Origin of the sequence: Winogradskyella pelagia (assembly GCF_017581965.1) — a bacterium.
Classification (GTDB): domain Bacteria; phylum Bacteroidota; class Bacteroidia; order Flavobacteriales; family Flavobacteriaceae; genus Winogradskyella; species Winogradskyella pelagia.
This window is the reverse complement of sequence record NZ_JAGEVF010000014.1, coordinates 19,561-38,004: the sequence shown is the minus strand read 5'-3', so window position 1 is coordinate 38,004 and position 18,444 is coordinate 19,561. Positions and strand designations below refer to the sequence as shown.

At 36.3% G+C, this 18,444-nt stretch carries 12 protein-coding genes; 5 read left to right on the top strand and 7 right to left on the bottom strand.

The features are described 5' to 3' along the window. Window positions 1–2 precede the first annotated feature (2 nt). From J4050_RS14165 to J4050_RS14145, 5 genes are all read right to left on the bottom strand, one after another. Window positions 3–620, bottom strand: a complete 618-nt coding sequence (locus tag J4050_RS14165) for a DUF6705 family protein (RefSeq protein ID WP_208155255.1) — start codon at window positions 618–620, stop codon at window positions 3–5. Window positions 621–630: 10 nt separating this feature from the next. Further along, entirely contained in the window at window positions 631–2,076 is a 1,446-nt protein-coding gene (locus tag J4050_RS14160; RefSeq protein ID WP_208155254.1) for a hypothetical protein, read from the bottom strand. 570 nt (window positions 2,077–2,646) lie between these two features. Further along, window positions 2,647–3,684, bottom strand: coding sequence for an aldo/keto reductase (locus J4050_RS14155; RefSeq protein WP_208155253.1), 1,038 nt, complete (start codon window positions 3,682–3,684; stop codon window positions 2,647–2,649). Between the two features lie 86 nt (window positions 3,685–3,770). Next, window positions 3,771–4,730 (bottom strand): OmpA family protein, encoded by a 960-nt coding sequence (locus J4050_RS14150; protein ID WP_208155252.1) that lies wholly within the window; start codon window positions 4,728–4,730, stop codon window positions 3,771–3,773. A 20-nt stretch (window positions 4,731–4,750) separates the two neighbouring features. Then, window positions 4,751–5,512 (bottom strand): exodeoxyribonuclease III, encoded by a 762-nt coding sequence (locus J4050_RS14145; protein WP_208155251.1) that lies wholly within the window; start codon window positions 5,510–5,512, stop codon window positions 4,751–4,753. A gap of 140 nt (window positions 5,513–5,652) precedes the next feature. On the opposite strand from J4050_RS14145, the gene J4050_RS14140 reads away from it, so the two are divergent. The 4 genes from J4050_RS14140 to J4050_RS14125 all read left to right on the top strand — a co-directional run bounded on the left by J4050_RS14140 (window position 5,653) and on the right by J4050_RS14125 (window position 15,144). After that, complete coding sequence (locus J4050_RS14140) at window positions 5,653–9,081, top strand: DUF8818 domain-containing protein (RefSeq protein WP_208155250.1); 3,429 nt, start codon at window positions 5,653–5,655, stop codon at window positions 9,079–9,081. A gap of 153 nt (window positions 9,082–9,234) precedes the next feature. Continuing rightward, on the top strand, window positions 9,235–9,624 hold the full coding sequence (locus J4050_RS14135; RefSeq protein ID WP_208155249.1) for a hypothetical protein: 390 nt from the start codon (window positions 9,235–9,237) through the stop codon (window positions 9,622–9,624). Window positions 9,625–9,694: 70 nt separating this feature from the next. Then, complete coding sequence (locus J4050_RS14130; protein WP_208155248.1) at window positions 9,695–14,017, top strand: CusA/CzcA family heavy metal efflux RND transporter; 4,323 nt, start codon at window positions 9,695–9,697, stop codon at window positions 14,015–14,017. A 2-nt stretch (window positions 14,018–14,019) separates the two neighbouring features. Further along, window positions 14,020–15,144, top strand: coding sequence for an efflux RND transporter periplasmic adaptor subunit (locus J4050_RS14125; protein WP_208155247.1), 1,125 nt, complete (start codon window positions 14,020–14,022; stop codon window positions 15,142–15,144). Between the two features lie 16 nt (window positions 15,145–15,160). Here J4050_RS14125 and J4050_RS14120 read toward each other — a convergent pair whose 3' ends face one another. Next, entirely contained in the window at window positions 15,161–16,702 is a 1,542-nt protein-coding gene (locus J4050_RS14120) for a glycine--tRNA ligase (RefSeq protein ID WP_208155246.1), read from the bottom strand. Between the two features lie 61 nt (window positions 16,703–16,763). Beyond that, the gene (locus tag J4050_RS14115) at window positions 16,764–17,648 is read right to left on the bottom strand and encodes a DUF8428 domain-containing protein (RefSeq protein WP_208155245.1); all 885 of its coding nucleotides are present in this window, start codon (window positions 17,646–17,648) and stop codon (window positions 16,764–16,766) included. 87 nt (window positions 17,649–17,735) lie between these two features. Here J4050_RS14115 and J4050_RS14110 point away from each other — a divergent pair, with 87 nt between their 5' ends. Next, window positions 17,736–18,395, top strand: a complete 660-nt coding sequence (locus tag J4050_RS14110) for a ComF family protein (RefSeq protein WP_243878650.1) — start codon at window positions 17,736–17,738, stop codon at window positions 18,393–18,395. Window positions 18,396–18,444: the final 49 nt, after the last annotated feature.

Sequence of the window (18,444 nt, the reverse complement as noted above, 5' to 3'; positions counted from 1 at the left end):
TATTAATCTTGCTTAATTAAAAGGTACTCTCCTCCATAAGGCATACTAGGTTCTGGTTTTATTTCGTCTTCCTCGATGGCACCATCAGAATACTCAAAACCAATGTACGCATTTAATGCAGGTGTATTATTAATTATGCGCTTGTGAAGTGAAACAACACCTATGTAAGGATTATTGGGGTCCACAATACCTAAGAATAATCGTAATTCACCTTCAATACAATCACTAGTAGGGTGCAATCCGCAATTATCATGAAGATCATTTCCATCTATATAGTGGTCGTCTACTGATACATTGGGGTTAGCTAAGTCTTGTAAGGTATTAACTTTTTCAACACCGTTTTCAATATATTGATACTCGCCAATTATAATGTCCTGGTAGCACCTTCCATTAAAATGCATGGTTATTTTTTGTAACACTAGTTTTAGTGAGGTATTCCCATTGGTGTACAACCACGTACCTTCAAAGTCATTAAGTTGAGCATCCATGTCTTTATAATAGACGTTGTCACTTTCATCACCATCCCAATTAAATAATGGGATGGTAAGTTCCTGACAGTTAATTGAATTGATTATTGACGCTGCAATTATTGTTAAAAATAAAGTGATAGTAATTTTCATAGTTTAAATATTAAATGCAAGGTATTGTTTTTGTATAATATCCATTTCCGCTAGGGTCTTGTAATTCTAATTTTTCCCAATTTGTCATGTTACTATCAAATGGTTTATATAAAGAGATTCCATGATTTTGAAAGAACCTAAGGAAAACACCATCTTTTTTTGTTGGGTAAGCCCTATATTTTGTTCTAAACTTGTTTTTCAATTTTCGCTTTTTTTTACTCAAATCGTTTCCAGAAACGTTCTGTAAATCTTGCTCGAGACCATCTGCCAGCTTGTTAAAATCGTCCACCTTAACAGCATATACCTCGTTGGCAGGACTAGGTCCTACAATCATAATAAATACGTCCTTTCTATAGCCTTCATAAGTCTTTTCGTAAACTTCCTTTAACGAATTTATGTCGTTCCAAGAGAACATCATTGCAGAACCGGTTGGATGGCTGTGAATCTGTCCGTAAAAACCAGGACCCTTTAGTGCTTCTGAGTCTAAGTCTTTTCCTTGTTGCAAAGCACCTTCTGCTGAGCTACTTGTAATTGTGCCAAAATCATCAACTTTTCTAAAATTAATATACCACTCATCTGTTTTGTTGGTTGCTTTCTGCCTTAAATCCAATATAAATTGCAATGCATTAGCATCTTCAGGTCCAGTATCTAATAATTCATTCAGTTTATCACAATTATCTTTATGAGATTGTCTTGGCTCTATGATAACTCCTGCTGACCCTCCACATGGGTTGGTTGTATCAGTAGATTCTGTATTTCTTGCAAATACACCAGAAGAACTGATTACGTTTCCTTCACAATCGGTTATTATTAAAAGTGTTCCACTACACATTCCTCCAGGTAAACTGGAATTTTCTCTAGGTTCATGTAAGTCTGATGCCCCTCCTGTACATTCATCGTAATGGTAGTTAAGACCACAATCCCAATCTGGTCCACCATCGAACCATCCACCACCGCCATCGTCATTTGGGTTGTTTGGGTCATCATCTCCAACACTTCCCTGAGCCCCTCCTGTTCCATCAGAATCATCTCCAACAGGGTCATCATTTGCACTAGTGTCGTCTGGACAAGGCGTATTAGTCCCTGAACCGTTTACAACACTACCATTTACAATTTCTGTTACACCCGTTAGTTGACCTTCACTGTTATACGTTTCTATAGTTCCTGTAAACCTTGAAATATCTACAACCCCAGCTTCATGCATAGGAATTTCATTATCAAAATTATATTTAATGAAATATTCAAAAAGTTCATCGCCAGTATCCACAACTATGATATTGGTAACACTTGTAGATGTTTCTTCAACAGTATTAACCTTGTACGTATACTTGGTATTGTTCTCGTTTACAACAACTATCTCTTTTGATGTATCAACCTCTCCCATAGCACTCTGTCTGGCATTTTCCATATTTCCGTTAAAGAGCTTAACATGCCCTTTGGTGACATTTACCTTCATGGAATTATTGGTTCTTTGATTAAGAAAATCAATAACCTTGCCAGTTACATCGTTGCCTAAATTAACCTTGATAAATTCTTTTTGTTTGGTAGTGTAAACTTCGGAAGACTCTATTTCATCTTATTGACATGCTGTAATAAAATAGCATATCCCAAAAAGCAGCATGCCCATTTTGAGATAGGATGTGATGGTTTTGTGTTTCAATAGATATCAATTGATTAAACAAATATCAATTAAGGGTTAATTTAAACTTGCCAACAATCAATCTTAAGTAAGGGATAGCCTAAAATTATTAAGAGCTATTCTCAAGTAAAAACTGAAACCTGTTAAATTATGAGAAAAAATAACCCGAGGATTACGGAAAAACCGTAATCACCTTAAGCACCTAATATTAGAAAATTGAGAAGAGTAAAGTGGAACGATGTAATATCTGGTACAAATTAATGAACAAGAGGGTAAATGCTAACGTTGTCTTGACACTGAAAATATAGTTGTTTTTTACTACCTAAATAGTAATCTACTTTCAAACAATGTAATAGTAGGAAAAATGATCTATTATTTAATCGCTACTTACGGCGCAGGGTTAGGTATATCGGCATGGACGGCATCAATCGCAGCTATGACCTCTTTAGAAAGTGTTATGTTAATACTATCTATGTTTTCTTCTAACTGAGATATAGATGTCGCACCAATAATATTACTGGTTAAAAAGGGTCGTTCATTAACAAAGGCTAAAGACATTTGCGCCAAGGTCATACTATTGTCTTCGGCAATTTTTAAGTAGCGTTTTGTGGCTTCTGTAGAATGGTCGCTGCTGTAACGCGCAAAACGAGGAAACAATTTCAAGCGTGCATTTTCCGCTGCTGTACCCTTTATATATTTACCAGAAAGCACACCAAATCCCATTGGTGAATAGGCTAACAAACCTATTTGCTCTCTATGGGCTACCTCGGCTAAATCACCTTCAAAGGTCCTATTAAGAAGGGAATATGCATTTTGTATGGTAATCATTCTTGGTAAATTATGGGCCCTAGATTCTTCTAAATATCTCATGGTGCCCCAAGCTTTCTCATTAGACAAGCCAACCTGTCGTATTTTACCAGATTTTATTAATTCATCTAACGCATGTAGAATTTCATTAAAATTGTCTTCCCATTTGTCGTTTGGGTTATGCTTGTAATCGCGCACACCAAATGTATTGGTTTGGCGCTCTGGCCAATGTAATTGATATAAATCGATATAGTCTGTCTGTAAACGCTTTAAACTATTGTTTACGGCTTCTTCAAGGGCTTCTTTGCTAAATCCAGTGGTTCTTATATGAGCTGTGTAATCTCCTGGTCCTGCAATTTTGGTCGCTAAAACGACCTTATCCCTATGCCCTGTTTTAGCGAACCAATTACCAATGATGCGCTCGGTGTCGGCATACCGCTCTGCAGTGGCTGGTACAGGGTAGAGTTCTGCAACATCAAAGAAATTAACACCTTTATCCAAGGCCAAATCCATTTGGTCGAAGCCTTCTTGCTCTGTATTCTGGTTTCCCCAAGTCATGGTACCGAGACAAATCTTACTGACTTTGATGTCTGTATGTGGTAATGTGGTGTATTTCATAACGGTATTTTAATAATCCCAAAAATAAAAAGACCTTTTGAGTTGAATTAACGCAAAAGGCCTAAATCTATGTTAAGGTTTATCGTCTAAATATCATTTAATAGTTTAGAAATTTCGTCGAGTTTAGGTGTTAAAATAACTTCTATACGTCTGTTTTTGGCTCTGCCATCAGCTGTGTCATTCGTAGCTAAAGGCGCATATTCTCCGCGGCCTGCTGCCGTTAAATTCTTAGGGTTGATAGCATCGTTTTCCCTTAGGATATTTACTATAGCTGTAGCACGTTTTGTAGAAAGATCCCAATTACCACTGAGCTGGGCATTTCCTTTGTAAGGTACATTATCGGTATGGCCTTCTATTAAAATAGAAATATCTGGATTGTCTGCCAATACGCTTCCCAACTGTTGTACGGCACTTCGTCCTTCGGAACCAACAGACCAACTGCCTGATTTAAACAATAACTTATTTTCCATAGAGACATAAATCTTACCGTTGCGCTGTTCTACAGTTAAGCCCTTACCTTCAAAATTGACTAAAGCTCTTGAAATGGCATCTTTCAAGGCACGCATCTCAGCATCCTTTGCCGCAATAACGCTTTCTAATTCTGCAACACGTTGCGACCGTTTGTCTAACTCCTTTTTCAGGTTATTCAAACGTTCACTTTCCGCAGCCAAAGCTTGTTCTTTAGCTTCTAGCTGTGCCAAAAGCTCTCTGTTTTTTTGTGAGTTTTTTGCAATCTCTGCAGAACTGTTTTGTTCTAAAGCATCGTAAGAGGCCTTTAAATTGTCTAAATTAGATTTTGACGCTGCTACATCTGCTCTAAACTTATCGCGTTCTTCAATCGCCTTGTCGTAGGCGGATTGCAATTGTGCCAAATCATTAGCCAGTTTAGAATTTTCGCTAGATAAGGATTGTACCTCATCTGATAAATTTCTATTTTCTTTTTTAAGATTGGCATACCTATCTTCTAATTCTGTGTAAATCTTTTTAGACACACAAGACGAAAATAATACTGCAGAAAGGGATAATAGGACGATTCGTTTAAACATTTTTAAAAATGGTTTTTTCGTTATACATCAAGCTCTAGCATTATAGGACAATGATCACTATGAACTGCTTCAGTGAGTATAACGCTGCGTTTGATCTTTTCTTGTAAAGGTTGGCTAACCATGGCATAGTCTAGACGCCAGCCTTTGTTGTTAGCTCTAGCATTGGCGCGATAACTCCACCAAGAAAATTCTTGTTTTTCAGGGTGTAAAAACCTATAACTATCAATAAATCCACTGTCAATAAATGCACCTAACCATTCTCGCTCTTCAGGTAAAAACCCAGAGACTCCTTTCATTTTTGGGTTGTGTATATCTATCGCTTCGTGACAAATATTATAATCGCCACAAACCACAATATTTGGATACTGACGTCTAAGCTTGGTAAGATAGTCTTTGATCATATCCATATATTCAAACTTGTGGGATAATCTCGCATCGTTAGTTCCAGAAGGTAAATACATACTCATTACAGAGACATTATTGTAATCTACACGTAAATTACGCCCTTCAAAATCCATAGATTCTATACCTGTTCCAAATTCTATATGCTTTGGTTCTGTTTTGCAAAGAATGGCAACACCACTATAGCCTTTTTTTTGAGCACTGAACCAATAGTTGTATTCGTAACCTGCATCTGTAAAAAGTTCTAAATCTAGCTGCTCTTCCATAGCTTTTATCTCTTGGAGACAAATGACATCTGGGTCTGTGGCCTCTAACCACTTAATAAAGCCCTTGTTCAAAGCCGCTCGTATTCCATTGACATTATAAGATGCTATTTTCATATCTGGTTTTAGTTAGAATAGGTCTTCTCGACATTTTTATTGAACTAAAGCGAAAATAAATAATACCCTACTTTTACACCATGCTTTTAAGCATGTTTTAACGATAAAATATTTAGAACCGAAAGGAGTTATAATTCTAAATGAAAAAACAGCTACTTCTAATTAGTCTATTTTGTTTTGGGTTAGGTTTTGCCCAAACTGAAACAGATAATCTCAAAACCATAAAAGTGGCGGTAAAGGATTCTATAAAAATTGATTCCGTTAGTATTAATTCCTCTCGGTTTATTGTAAAATCCAAGACTGGAAAACTTCTTGATTCTAGCTATTATCAAGTAGATTTCGGCAAGGCTATTTTAAAATTTAAAAAACCTGTAGAAACTGATAGTGTAGAAATTGAATATTTGCGTTATCCCAATTTTTTAACCAAAGTCTATAAGCAGCTAGACGATAAGGTTATTGTAAATCGTTCCGATGGCTTTAGGCAACAATTGTATAGACTCGAAAATAAATCTAAAGAAAGAACTTTTACTCCCTTTGATGGCCTTACAACCTCCGGAAGCATCTCTAGAGGCGTTACCATTGGCAACAACCAAAACTCTGTGCTCAATAGTGAATTGGATTTACAGATTTCCGGTAAGCTAAGTGATAAAGTTTCATTGAGAGCTTCTATACAGGACGCCAATATTCCACTACAAGAAAGTGGTTATTCTCAGCGCCTAGACGAGTTCGACCAAGTTTTTATTGAACTCTTTAGTGATAGTTGGAATATAAGAGCTGGTGACATTGACCTAGTTAATACCAATAGCTATTTTGCTAATTTCTCCAAACGGGTTCAAGGGCTTTTCGTCAATGCTAATCTCAGCGACAAAACCAATGTATTTGCCTCTGGAGCCTTAGTGAGAGGTCAGTTTACTACAACACAATTTACAGCTCAAGAAGGCAATCAAGGACCTTATAAACTCAGAGGACCAAATAATGAACTTTTTGTGCTCATTGTATCTGGTAGTGAAACGGTATATGTTAACGGTGTGCCTTTGGAGCGAGGCGAAAACCGAGATTATATTATTGATTATAATGCTGGAGAAATTATTTTTAATTCAACTTTTCCCATTACCTCGGAAATGCGTATTACAGTAGACTATCAGTTTAGTGAACGTAATTATTCAAGATTTACGGTGTTTGGTGGTGGTGGCTATAAGACAGAAAAACTAGATGTAAATATTTCTATCTACTCAGAGAGCGATGCTAAAAACCAGCCGTTACAGCAAAATCTGTCGCAAGAACAAATCCAAATTCTTGCAGATGCTGGTGATGACAGAAGCCTAATGATTGCTCCTTCTGCCTCTCCAGAAGACTTCTCCGAAAACAGGATTTTATACAGAAAAGAGGTTATAGATGGTACTGAGATTTTTGTCTTCTCAAACAATCCAGAGGATGAATTATTTAGTGTGCGTTTCTCATTAGTAGGCACTAACCAAGGAAATTACGTTTTGAGCAATGATAATGCTGTGAGTAATATTTACGAATACGTAGCTCCAATAGGTGGTGTTTTACAAGGCAACTACGAGCCAATTATTCAGTTAGTTGCGCCAGAGCGCTTGCAAATTGCAGTGGTTAATGGACGCTATAAGCCGTCAGAAAAGACTAATGTTTATTTTGAAATGGCAGGAAGTAAAAATGACCTCAACTTATTCTCAGATATAGATAATGAGGACAACGATGGATTTGCCGGAAAACTAAAAATTAACCAAAAACTGGTATCTAACGATAGCTTATGGAATTTATCGGCTTTAGTAGACGCAGATTTAATTCAAGAAAACTTTAGAACTATACAACGTTTATACCGGGCAGAATTTAATAGAGATTGGAATTTGGAAGACAACAGAGACGATCAAGGCAACTTTGTTCTAGGAAACCAATTACTCTTTAATTCGGGTTTACAACTGTCGCATTCTAAAAAGGGCAATGCCTCTTATAATTTTGAATACTTGGACTTTGCAAATAATTTTAATGGCAGCAGGCACAATGTCAATGCCAATTTGCGTTTGGGTAATTTTAGGATTTTTTCTCTATCCAGCTTTTTAAACGGTGAAAGTACCCTAAACAGCTCTACGTTTTTAAGATCTTTTAATCGCTTGGTTTATGCCAAAAACAGAAAGTGGGCTGGTGTTAAATTTGGTATTGAAGATAACGAGCAGAAGGTCATCGCCACAGATTCTTTAACTCCTTTGAGTCAAAAATTTACTGCTTACGAAGCTTTTGTAGGTATAGGTGATAGCACTAAAGTCTTCGCTGAAGTGGGTTATATAAAACGCTATAATGATAGTTTACGGAACAATAGCTTAGACCGAGTTAATAACTCAAATACCTACTATTTAAAATCTAGATTAATTCAAAACAGATTTACCAACCTTCAGCTCTATGTTAACTACAGAGACTTAAAAGCTGAAGACGACTCCTCAGCGAGTGAGCAAAGTCTTAATAGCAGATTAAATTACAACCAACGTCTTTTCAATAATATTGTTAGTGTAAACACCAGTTTCGAAACTAATTCGGGTACCTTACCCCAACAAGATTTTACTTATGTGGAGGTAGAACCTGGCCAAGGGGCTTACACATGGATTGACTATAATGAAAACGGTATTCAGGAGTTGGATGAATTTGAGTTGGCACAATTTGCAGATGAAGGCAATTACATTAGAGTTTTACTGCCCAACCAAGTATTTGTGAGAACGCACCAAAACAGGCTAAGTCTCACCTCAACTTTAAATTTTCAACAATGGAACTCCTCTGAAAATAAAACCGAAGCCTTCTTTTCGCACTTTTATAATCAAACTTCATTTTTAGTGGACAGAAAAGTAAGACGCGAAGGCAATAATTTTAATCTAAACCCTTTTGAATCTAATGAAGAAAACCTGCTAGCACTCAATCGCAGCATAAGAAATGTATTGTTTTTTAATAGAGGTAAACAACGCTATACGACATCTTATACTTATTTATCTAATACCAGCAGAAGCTTGCTATCGATAGGCTTTCAAGAAAATACCCTTATGAGCCATCAAATAAACTTTAATCATAAATTTGCTACTAGCTGGTTAGTTAATGTTCTGGGGAGCGTTGGAACCGACGAAAGTTTAAGCGAAAACTTTGCCAATAGAAATTTTGAAATTGAAGAGGAGCGCTTACAACCAAAACTATCTTATGTCTTTAATGAGAACGCACAATTTGATATATTTTATCAATATACCTCGAAGACCAACACTATTGGCAGTCTTGAGACGCTAACCCAAAACAATTACGGATTATCATTTACCTATAACAATGCGCAGAAAATAGCACTAACAGGTGAATTTAATTATTTTCAAAACGAGTTTGAAGGTAATGCGAATTCTCCCGTGGCCTATCAAATGTTAGAAGGCCTTCAACCTGGCCGTAATTTTACTTGGAGCTTGTTGGCACAAAAGAAACTCACAAAATTTTTAGATTTAAACCTAAATTATTTTGGGAGAAAAACTGAGACTTCCAGGACTATTCATACAGGAACCATTCAACTGAAAGCCTACTTCTAATTTTAGTAAAATTCAATAGTTTTTATAGACTACTAAATCCTTAGAGCCATATGGCTCAGAACAACCCACGGAATAGAGCTTAATAATGCTGCATGATGGTCTTTTGTGACATATGTGACTTAATTACATCAATTTTTTTATAAATTTGATTAAATGCAAAAAGGTATTGCCATAGTGTTTTCATTATTAATTCTCTTTCAGAGTCTTAATATAAGCACGGAAGACTTTTCAAAATTCCATGTGCTGCTGGAGCATGCGCAGTATCATCAAGAAACTTATGGTGATTCTTTCTTTGAGTTTGTAGTTGAACACTATGCGGACTTGGATGACCAAGACAGCATAGAACACGAGGAACATGAGGATTTACCGTTTAAACACGGTCAACAAAGTTGTTCTCAACTAAACTCGGTTTTTGTTCTAAGTAATTTCTCTTTTACGATACAACACAACGAATACAATGAGGTTCCCCTTAATTTCTTCTATTCAGAATCTCATTCCCTTTTTGAAAAATCATCTATTTTTCAACCTCCAAAACTTACATAGTTCATTTATCTTTTAAAATTGTTTTTGTCGGTATCTAATAGATATTGGTCATCGTTTTTATCTATGAATTATGTTAGAAAAACTTATTAAATGGAGCTTAGCACATAAGCTTATTGTCTTATTAATTACATCCACCATCGTTGGTTTTGGACTATATTCATTGACTCAAATCTCAATTGGTGCCGTGCCTGATATTACTAATAATCAAGTTCAAGTAATTACAACATCCCGTAATCTATCTACCCAAGATGTAGAACAGTTTATTACCTATCCGGTAGAATTAGAAATGGCCAATTTGCCAGGAGTTAAGGAAATACGTTCGGTTTCTAAGTTTGGGCTTTCAGTAGTTACTATTGTGTTTGAAGATGATTTAGGCACCTATCTGCCGCGTCAGCTTATCGCCGAAAAAATAGAATCCGCACGCGAAAGAATCCCTGAAGGTTTTGGCTCTCCAGAAATGGGACCTATTTCAACAGGATTAGGGGAAATTTATCAATACATACTAGATGTTGAACCCAAATACAAAGGCAAATACTCTGTTACAGATCTAAGAACTATCCAGGATTGGATTGTTAAAAGACAGCTTTCTGGTATTCCGGGCGTAGTGGAAGTGAATACTTGGGGTGGCTTTTTAAAACAGTATGAAGTTGCTATTGACCCAAGTAAATTAAATGCGCTAAACATAACCCTTTCAGAGCTTTATGAGGCTTTAGAAAAAAATAATAGTGTTGCTGGAGGTGGCTATATTGAAAAAGGAAACCAAGCCTTTTTTATACGTGGTGAAGGCCTTGTAGAAAGTGTTGAAGATATTGAGTCTATAGTGGTTAAAAATGACGGACAACCCATCTATGTGAGGGACGTTGCCAACGTTGGTTTTGGCAGTGCCACTCGTTTTGGTGCTATTACTGGAAATGGTGAAGGCGAAAAGGTGTTGGGACAGATAATGATGCTAAAAGACGGAAATTCCAAGGAGGTTATTGATTTAGTGAAAGCGCGTGTAAGTGAAATTCAAAAATCCTTACCGCAGGGTGTTTTTATAAATGGCTTTTTGGAGAGAAGTGAACTTATAGACAAAACCACTAGTACCGTATCAGAGAATCTTATTTTGGGATCGCTGATCGTAATATTTGTTGTGGTTCTGCTATTAGGCAATTGGCGCTCTGGATTAGTGGTAGCATCCATAATACCCATAAGTTTATTATTCGCCATTTCGCTTATGAATATTTTCGATGTGGACGCCAATCTTATGAGTTTAGGTGCTATTGACTTTGGTATTATCATTGATGGTGCCGTAATTATCGTTGAGTTTATCGCTTTTCAAATTATGCGAAAGATGTCTGAGCTCAATGGATTATCAAAGGCAAACCTGCAAGAACAGATAGATAACATCACCTTAAAAAGTGCCTCAAAGATGATGAATTCTGCCATATTTGGGCAACTTATTATCCTCATAGTATTTATACCAATCCTATCGCTTAGCGGCATAGAAGGAAAAATGTTTAGACCAATGGCGCTGACATTTAGCTTTGCCTTATTTGGTGCGATGCTCTTATGCCTTACTTATGTTCCCGTGATATCATCTATGGTCTTAAAGCCTACTAAAAAATCTACTTTGGCTTTATCCAAGAAGCTGATGTCTGGCATTGAGCGTGCATATCAACCCTCAATTATCTGGGCACTTAAGCACAAAAAAGCAGTTATTGGTTTTGCGATTTCTATTCTTGTAGCCTCTAGCTTTGTATTTATAAACATGGGTGGAGAATTTGTGCCAACATTAGATGAAGGGGATTTTGTAATCCAACCCGTTTTACCTACCGGAATGTCTCTTGGAAAAACCATTGAAACCACCACAAATATAGAGCGTATCCTGTTGGAAAAGTTTCCCGAGGTAGAACAAGTTGTTACAAGAATTGGAGCTGCTGAAGTCCCTACGGACCCCATGTCCATGGAAGAGAGTGATGTTATTATAAAGCTTAAGCCAAAAAGTGATTGGGTTTCGGCAAAAAGTAAGGATGAATTAGCAGACCAATTTAAAGAGGCGTTAGAAGCGGTTATGCCAAATATGGAAGTGGAATTTACCCAACCTATTGAAATGCGCTTTAATGAATTAATAACAGGAGTAAGAGCTGATGTGGCGATTAAAATATTTGGTGAAGACCTTAGTATATTAGCTTCAAAGGCTGATGAAATTAAACAGATTATTGCCGGTGTTGATGGCGCATCAGATATTGTTGTGGAAAAAATAGAAGGCCTCCCACAAATGAGTGTAAGGTATAACCGCAGTAAAATAGCAAGATATGGTTTAAACATTTCAGATTTAAATAGAATTGTTTCTATGGGTTTTGCCGGCGAAAAAGTAGGTAGTGTATTTGAGGGAGAGAAGCGGTTTGACATGGTATTGCGTCTCAATCAAAACAATCGACAAAATCTTGAAAACCTCAAGTATCTACTGGTAGATACTCCTAGCGGTATTAAAATACCATTAAATGAACTAGCATCAGTAAAATATACAACCGGTCCAGCTAAAATTTCAAGAGACGACACAAAACGACGTATAGTTGTAGGCATTAATGTTCGTAACCGAGACCTGCAATCTGTCGTAAGTGACGTGCAACAACTTATTGAAGCTAATGTTAACTTGCCCGTTGGATATTCCATTTCTTATGGAGGTCAATTTGAAAATCTTAGAAGTGCGAAGTCCAGATTGCTTGTAGCCGTTCCTATTGCATTAGTTTTAATTTTTATCTTCTTGTATTTTGCTTTTGGTTCCGTGAAAGAAGCCTTAATGGTTTACTCAGCTATTCCTTTAGCAGCCGTTGGAGGCATATTACTCCTTTGGCTTCGTGATATGCCTTTTAGTATCTCCGCAGGCGTAGGTTTTATTGCTTTATTCGGTATTGCTGTTTTAAACGGTATTGTTCTTATTGAACATTTTAAAGACTTAAAATCGCAAGGGATTGTAAATATTGATAAACTCATTATTAAAGGAACTACCGAGCGTCTCAGGCCAGTGTTGCTAACCGCCTCCGCTGCAGCACTAGGGTTTTTGCCAATGGCTATTTCTACAAGTGCAGGTGCTGAAGTACAGCGTCCGTTAGCTACTGTGGTGATTGGTGGTCTTATTACAGCTACACTACTTACTCTTGTTGTTCTACCCATATTATACGCTTGGTTTCAACAATTAAAACGACCAAAAATGAAACAAAAGACTATTGTTACTTTGATTGTGGCTATGCTTGGTATAACATCCCAAGCACAAGAGAAGCCATTATCGGTTGAGCAGGTTTATGAACTAGCCCTGCAAAACAATGCCTCAGTAAGAGCTTCTAGTTTAAAAATCGATGAAGCAAAAATGATAGTAAAAAGCGCACAGTTTTTTGACAAAACTAATATTTACTATGGCTATGACCAAAACAACCTTGCGGTAAATGATAGACCTATTGGTGTTTTTGGTATTGCTCAAGATTTTAAGTTTCCTACCACATATATTTCAGAACGGAAGCTTAATGAACAAGGTATAGAGGTGCAATCGTCTAAGCACACTATTAATCTCCAAGTATTAAAACGACGGATTTATTCTGCATATTACCAACTCAACTACGAGGAAATGAAGGCAGACACGTATAGATTTTTGGACAGCTTGTACAGTGACTTTGCTAAAAAGGCCAAACGAAGGTTTGAGCTCGGTGAAACTAATTATCTGGAGATGATAACAGCCCAGTCAAAGCAGCGACAAATTTCAACTTTACATAAACAGGCCAGGCACCAGGTAGCATATAGTCAGGAAGAAGTAATTAAATTAATTCAATCCGACAGTGTTTTAATTTCAACGGGTAGTGAACTTCTACCCCAATTAGAATTGTCACAGCTGGAACTTGACAATAATTTGGGATTAGTTTACATGGAATCGGTTGTAGATTATGAAAGGGCAAGGACTAAATTAGAACGTCAAAACTTACTTCCAGATTTAACAGCAGAATATTTTCAAGGCACCAATAGTGGATTAAATGACAACCTAATTGGCTACCAGTTTGGAATTAAAATACCCTTGCTTTTTGGTGGACAACGTGCAAAAATAAAAGCGGCACAATTAGCACAGGAATCACTAGTTGAAGAGACATTAGACTACAAAGTACAACTTAAGGCGAAATACAATGGTCTAATAGAAAAATTACAGCAATATCAAGAAGCAATTGCATATTACGTGCAGCAAGGGGATTCACTTTCTAGAGAAATCCTAAAAACAGCAAACAGAACCTATAAAGAAGGTGAAATAAACTTCTTTCAATACATTCAAAGTATAGAAACGGCGAAGACTATACAATTGGAGTATTTAGAAAACATGAACAATTACAATCAAACCATTATTCAACTTAATTTTATAATTCTATAGAAATGAAATTTCTAAACATCTTTATACTAGGTATAATTGTACTGTCTTGCAATAGCAAAACGGATACAGAGCCTCAAGAGCAAAACACAGAAGCAACATCGGAACAATCAACTTTGTCACAAATCCATCTGGAAGAAAGTCAGGTGGTTTTAGGCAAGCTTTCCGACATAAATTTCGGTGAATCACTCACTGTTACAGGAATGATTGATGTACCTCCAAAAAATAAATCTGTCATTTCAACTTTTATTGGTGGCTATATTGTAAAAACACCTTTGCTCATTGGTGATAGAGTCTCTAAGGGTCAATTATTGGTAACCTTGGAAAATCCGGAGTATGTGGAACTACAGCAAAACTATTTAGAGCTATCGGAGCAATTAAACTATTTAAAATCTGAATATAACCGGCAGAAAACACTTTATGATGAGAATATTAGTTCGGAAAAGAACTACCTAAAGGCCCAAAGTCAGTATAAGAGTAATTTAGCCCACTTCAACGGACTAAAGAAGAAACTACAGATGCTTAACCTCAATCCTGAACGTGTTACATCAGGTAATATCGTCTCTACAATTAATTTGTATGCACCTATAGCTGGTTACGTCACTAAAGTTAATGTGAGTAATGGTGCTTTTGTTTCAGCAAACGATGTTATTATGGAAATTGTGGATACAGAGCATATTCATTTGGAGCTGTCTGTTTTTGAGAAAGACATCATGAAAGTAAAAAAGGGGCAAAGTATAGAATTCCAAATTCCGGAAGCTAGCAATACTATTTTTGAGGCGGAAGTTCATCTTGTTGGTACAACTATTGACGAATCTACGAGACGGGTTAAAGTACATGGCCACGTAGATAATGAAGAACAGCATTTCATAGTAGGTATGTACGTAACTGCAAAAGTTTTAGTTACTCATGATATGGGCAAGGGTATACCGCGCTCTGCGGTAATACAAGATGACACGGGTAGCTATATCTATGTTTTAAAAGAACTTAAGGGTAATAACTCGTATGAAAAGGTCAAAGTCTCTCTGGGTAAACAAAATGAAAACAATGTAGAAATCCTCAATGCTGAAGGTATTAAAGATAAAAACATAGTAATTAAAGGTGCTAAAGTCTTAAAGGTCGCAATCTAAAAAAAATAAAGTAAGTTTAATTCATGCGTTTTAGCCAATGTTTCATATTTACCTCAGCTTTAATTAAATCCTTGAGATCTTCTATACTTACCCTCTTTTGCTCCATGCTATCTCTATGACGGATAGTCACGGTATTATCTTCTAGAGTATCATGGTCTACTGTAATACAGAATGGTGTACCGACAGCATCCTGTCTTCTATAGCGTCTTCCTACAGCATCCTTCTCGTCATACGCCACGTTGAAATCCCATTTTAAACTTTCAACGATTTGTTTTGCAATTTCTGGCAAGCCATCTTTCTTAACCAATGGTAAAACTGCAGCTTTAGTAGGAGCTAAAACCGCTGGCAATCGCAATACCGTACGAGTGGTGCCGTTATCCAAAGCTTCTTCCTGAAGTGAGTTAGAGAATACAGCTAAGAACATGCGATCTAAACCAATTGAGGTTTCTAATACATATGGTGTATAACTTGTGTTATCTTCTGGATCGAAGTATTGCATCTTCTTACCTGAGTATTCCTCATGTTGTTTTAAATCAAAATCTGTACGAGAATGAATACCCTCCAATTCTTTAAAACCAAATGGAAAATTAAACTCTATATCGCTAGCCGCATCAGCATAATGGGCGAGTTTTTCATGATCGTGAAAACGGTAATTTTTTTCACCTAATCCTAAGGATTGGTGCCAACTTAATCGTGTTTTTTTCCAATAGTCAAACCATTCCTTTTGTGTGCCTGGTTTGATGAAATATTGCATTTCCATTTGCTCAAACTCACGCATTCTAAAAATAAACTGGCGAGCTACAATTTCATTTCTAAACGCTTTACCTGTTTGTGCAATGCCAAATGGAATTTTCATTCGCCCAGTTTTTTGCACATTAAGAAAATTGACAAAAATACCCTGTGCAGTTTCAGGTCTTAAGTATAAATCTGTGGCATGTTCTGCTGAAGCGCCAAGCTTAGTACCAAACATTAAATTAAACTGCTTAACGTCAGTCCAATTTTTACTACCCGATAGTGGATCAGCAATTTCCAACTCTTCTATTAAAGCCTTAACATCTGCTAAATCTTCATTCTCAAGAGACTTGCCCAATCGTTTTAGTATCGTTTCTATTTTTTCTTTGTAACCTAATACTCTTGGATTTGTTGAGACAAACTCTGCTTCGTTAAAGGCGTCGCCAAAGCGTTTAGCCGCTTTATTTATTTCTTTATTAATTTTAGCCTCTATCTTAGCGCAATAATCTTCTACTAAAACATCAGCCCTGTAGCGCTTTTTAGAATCCTTGTTGTCAATTAAGGGGTCGTTGAATGCATCGACGTGACCTGAGGCCTTCCATGTTGTAGGGTGCATAAAAATAGCTGAATCGATTCCAACAATATTATCGTGCATTTGTACCATGGCCTTCCACCAATATTCACGAATATTATTCTTGAGCAGGGTACCATTTTGGGCATAATCATACACCGCGCTTAATCCATCATAGATTTCACTACTCTGAAAAACGTAACCGTACTCCTTTGCGTGGGCGATTACTTTTTTAAATTTATCGTCGTTTGCCATGTCACAAAAATAAAAAACCACACTAATTAAAGTGCGGTTTTTATAAATATTATTTAGCTCGTTATTTAAGCCTTATGCTCGTACTACCAAGCTTTAAATTTTCGTGAAATACGTTGATGAAATAATACCCTTTTGAAAACGGTTTATCATCTTCATCAGCGATAATTTCTGTGCAAATATCTAAAGTCTCGTTAGCATAGTTAACAGCTTCTTTTTTACTGTAAATTAGAGAATTGTCTCCAAAAACTATTTCCCCTTGATCGGCAACTACATTCCCTTCTGGACTTACAATTTGAATATAAATATCCTTATTGCCCTTTGTGGTTAGAGGATTTTCGGTCAATGAGAAACAAACGTCAATAGCATTTGAGCGTTTTGCTCTAGATGTAGGTCGCTTCTTTCCAGATTTAAGTCTATAAGACTTTGCCTCTATTTTACTGGCCTTAAGAATTGCAGCCTTGTCAATAGTTTCATTTAAAGAATCATTTGCATTTGCCAAAGCATTAATCGTTGAAGATTTCTGCTCTATAGTATTTAAGGCGTATCGATTTTCCTTAATTAAATTTTCATTTGTTGCATTAAGAGAATCTATGGTGGACAACAAAATCTTGCTTTTGGTTTTAAGCACCAAAAGCTGGGTTTTAAACTTTGTGATTATGGATAAGTCACTTTTTAATAACCTCAAAGAATCCAAAGCAAGTTTAGTTTCCAATTTCGCCTCTTGGAGCTGGGAAGCGGTAAGATTATAATCTTCGCTCAGTTCGTCATAACTCTCTAACATCTCTGTCAGTTCCTTTTCTATAAGAACCTTCTCTTGTTTTAGGAATTCCTCGTAGGATTTAATGGATTTGTAATTAGTAAAGCTGTAAATCCCTAAAACAGTTAAAACGACTAATAAAGAACCTATAATTAATCTATAGTTAAATAATTGAGGGTTAACTATCATAATTAATTTCTTAATTTAAAGCGAAATTAGAGCTAATTAAAGTGTGAATTTATTTTAATCGATTAAGTGGTAAAAAATTTGTTAAACTTGTTCTTCCCTAAAGTCTGTGAAGCGTGCCAAAACGTTTTAACTGATAATGAAGTTGTAATTTGCTTAAAATGCCGTCATCAATTGCCTGTTACTAATTTTCACTTTGACCATCCTGAGGCTGTTAAAAAAGTACTCTATGGACGGGTTAAATTAGAAAATGCCACTGCCTTATTGCACTTTTCAAAAAAAAGTAGTGTTCAGCAAATGCTCCATAATTTAAAGTATAGAGGCCATGAAAACATTTCGGGATTTTTAGGTCGATGGCTAGGTTCTGAACTGAAGTCCCTTGAGGCTTATAATAATGTTGATGTTGTAATTCCAGTCCCTCTTTATAAAATAAAGCAAAGACAAAGGGGCTATAACCAAGTCGATTTGTTCGGTAGAGAAATTGCCAAACATCTAGATATTGAATTTAATAATAGTGTATTGGTAAAAACCAAGGCTACCTCAACCAAAGTTTTTCAATCCAGATTAAAACGATGGGCTGAAGATTCTTCAACCTTTTCTTTAACTGAAAATCAATCCTTAAAAGGCAAGCACATTCTGCTTGTGGATGATTTAATTACAACAGGAGCCACTATTGAAGCATGTGCTTCCGTCTTGCATTCAATTGATAATATTAAGTTAAGTCTCGCAACCATGGCAATTGCTGATTGATTTTTTCGTTTGTTATCTTTAAAATTGTTTCTTTGTGCAAAATAATTTC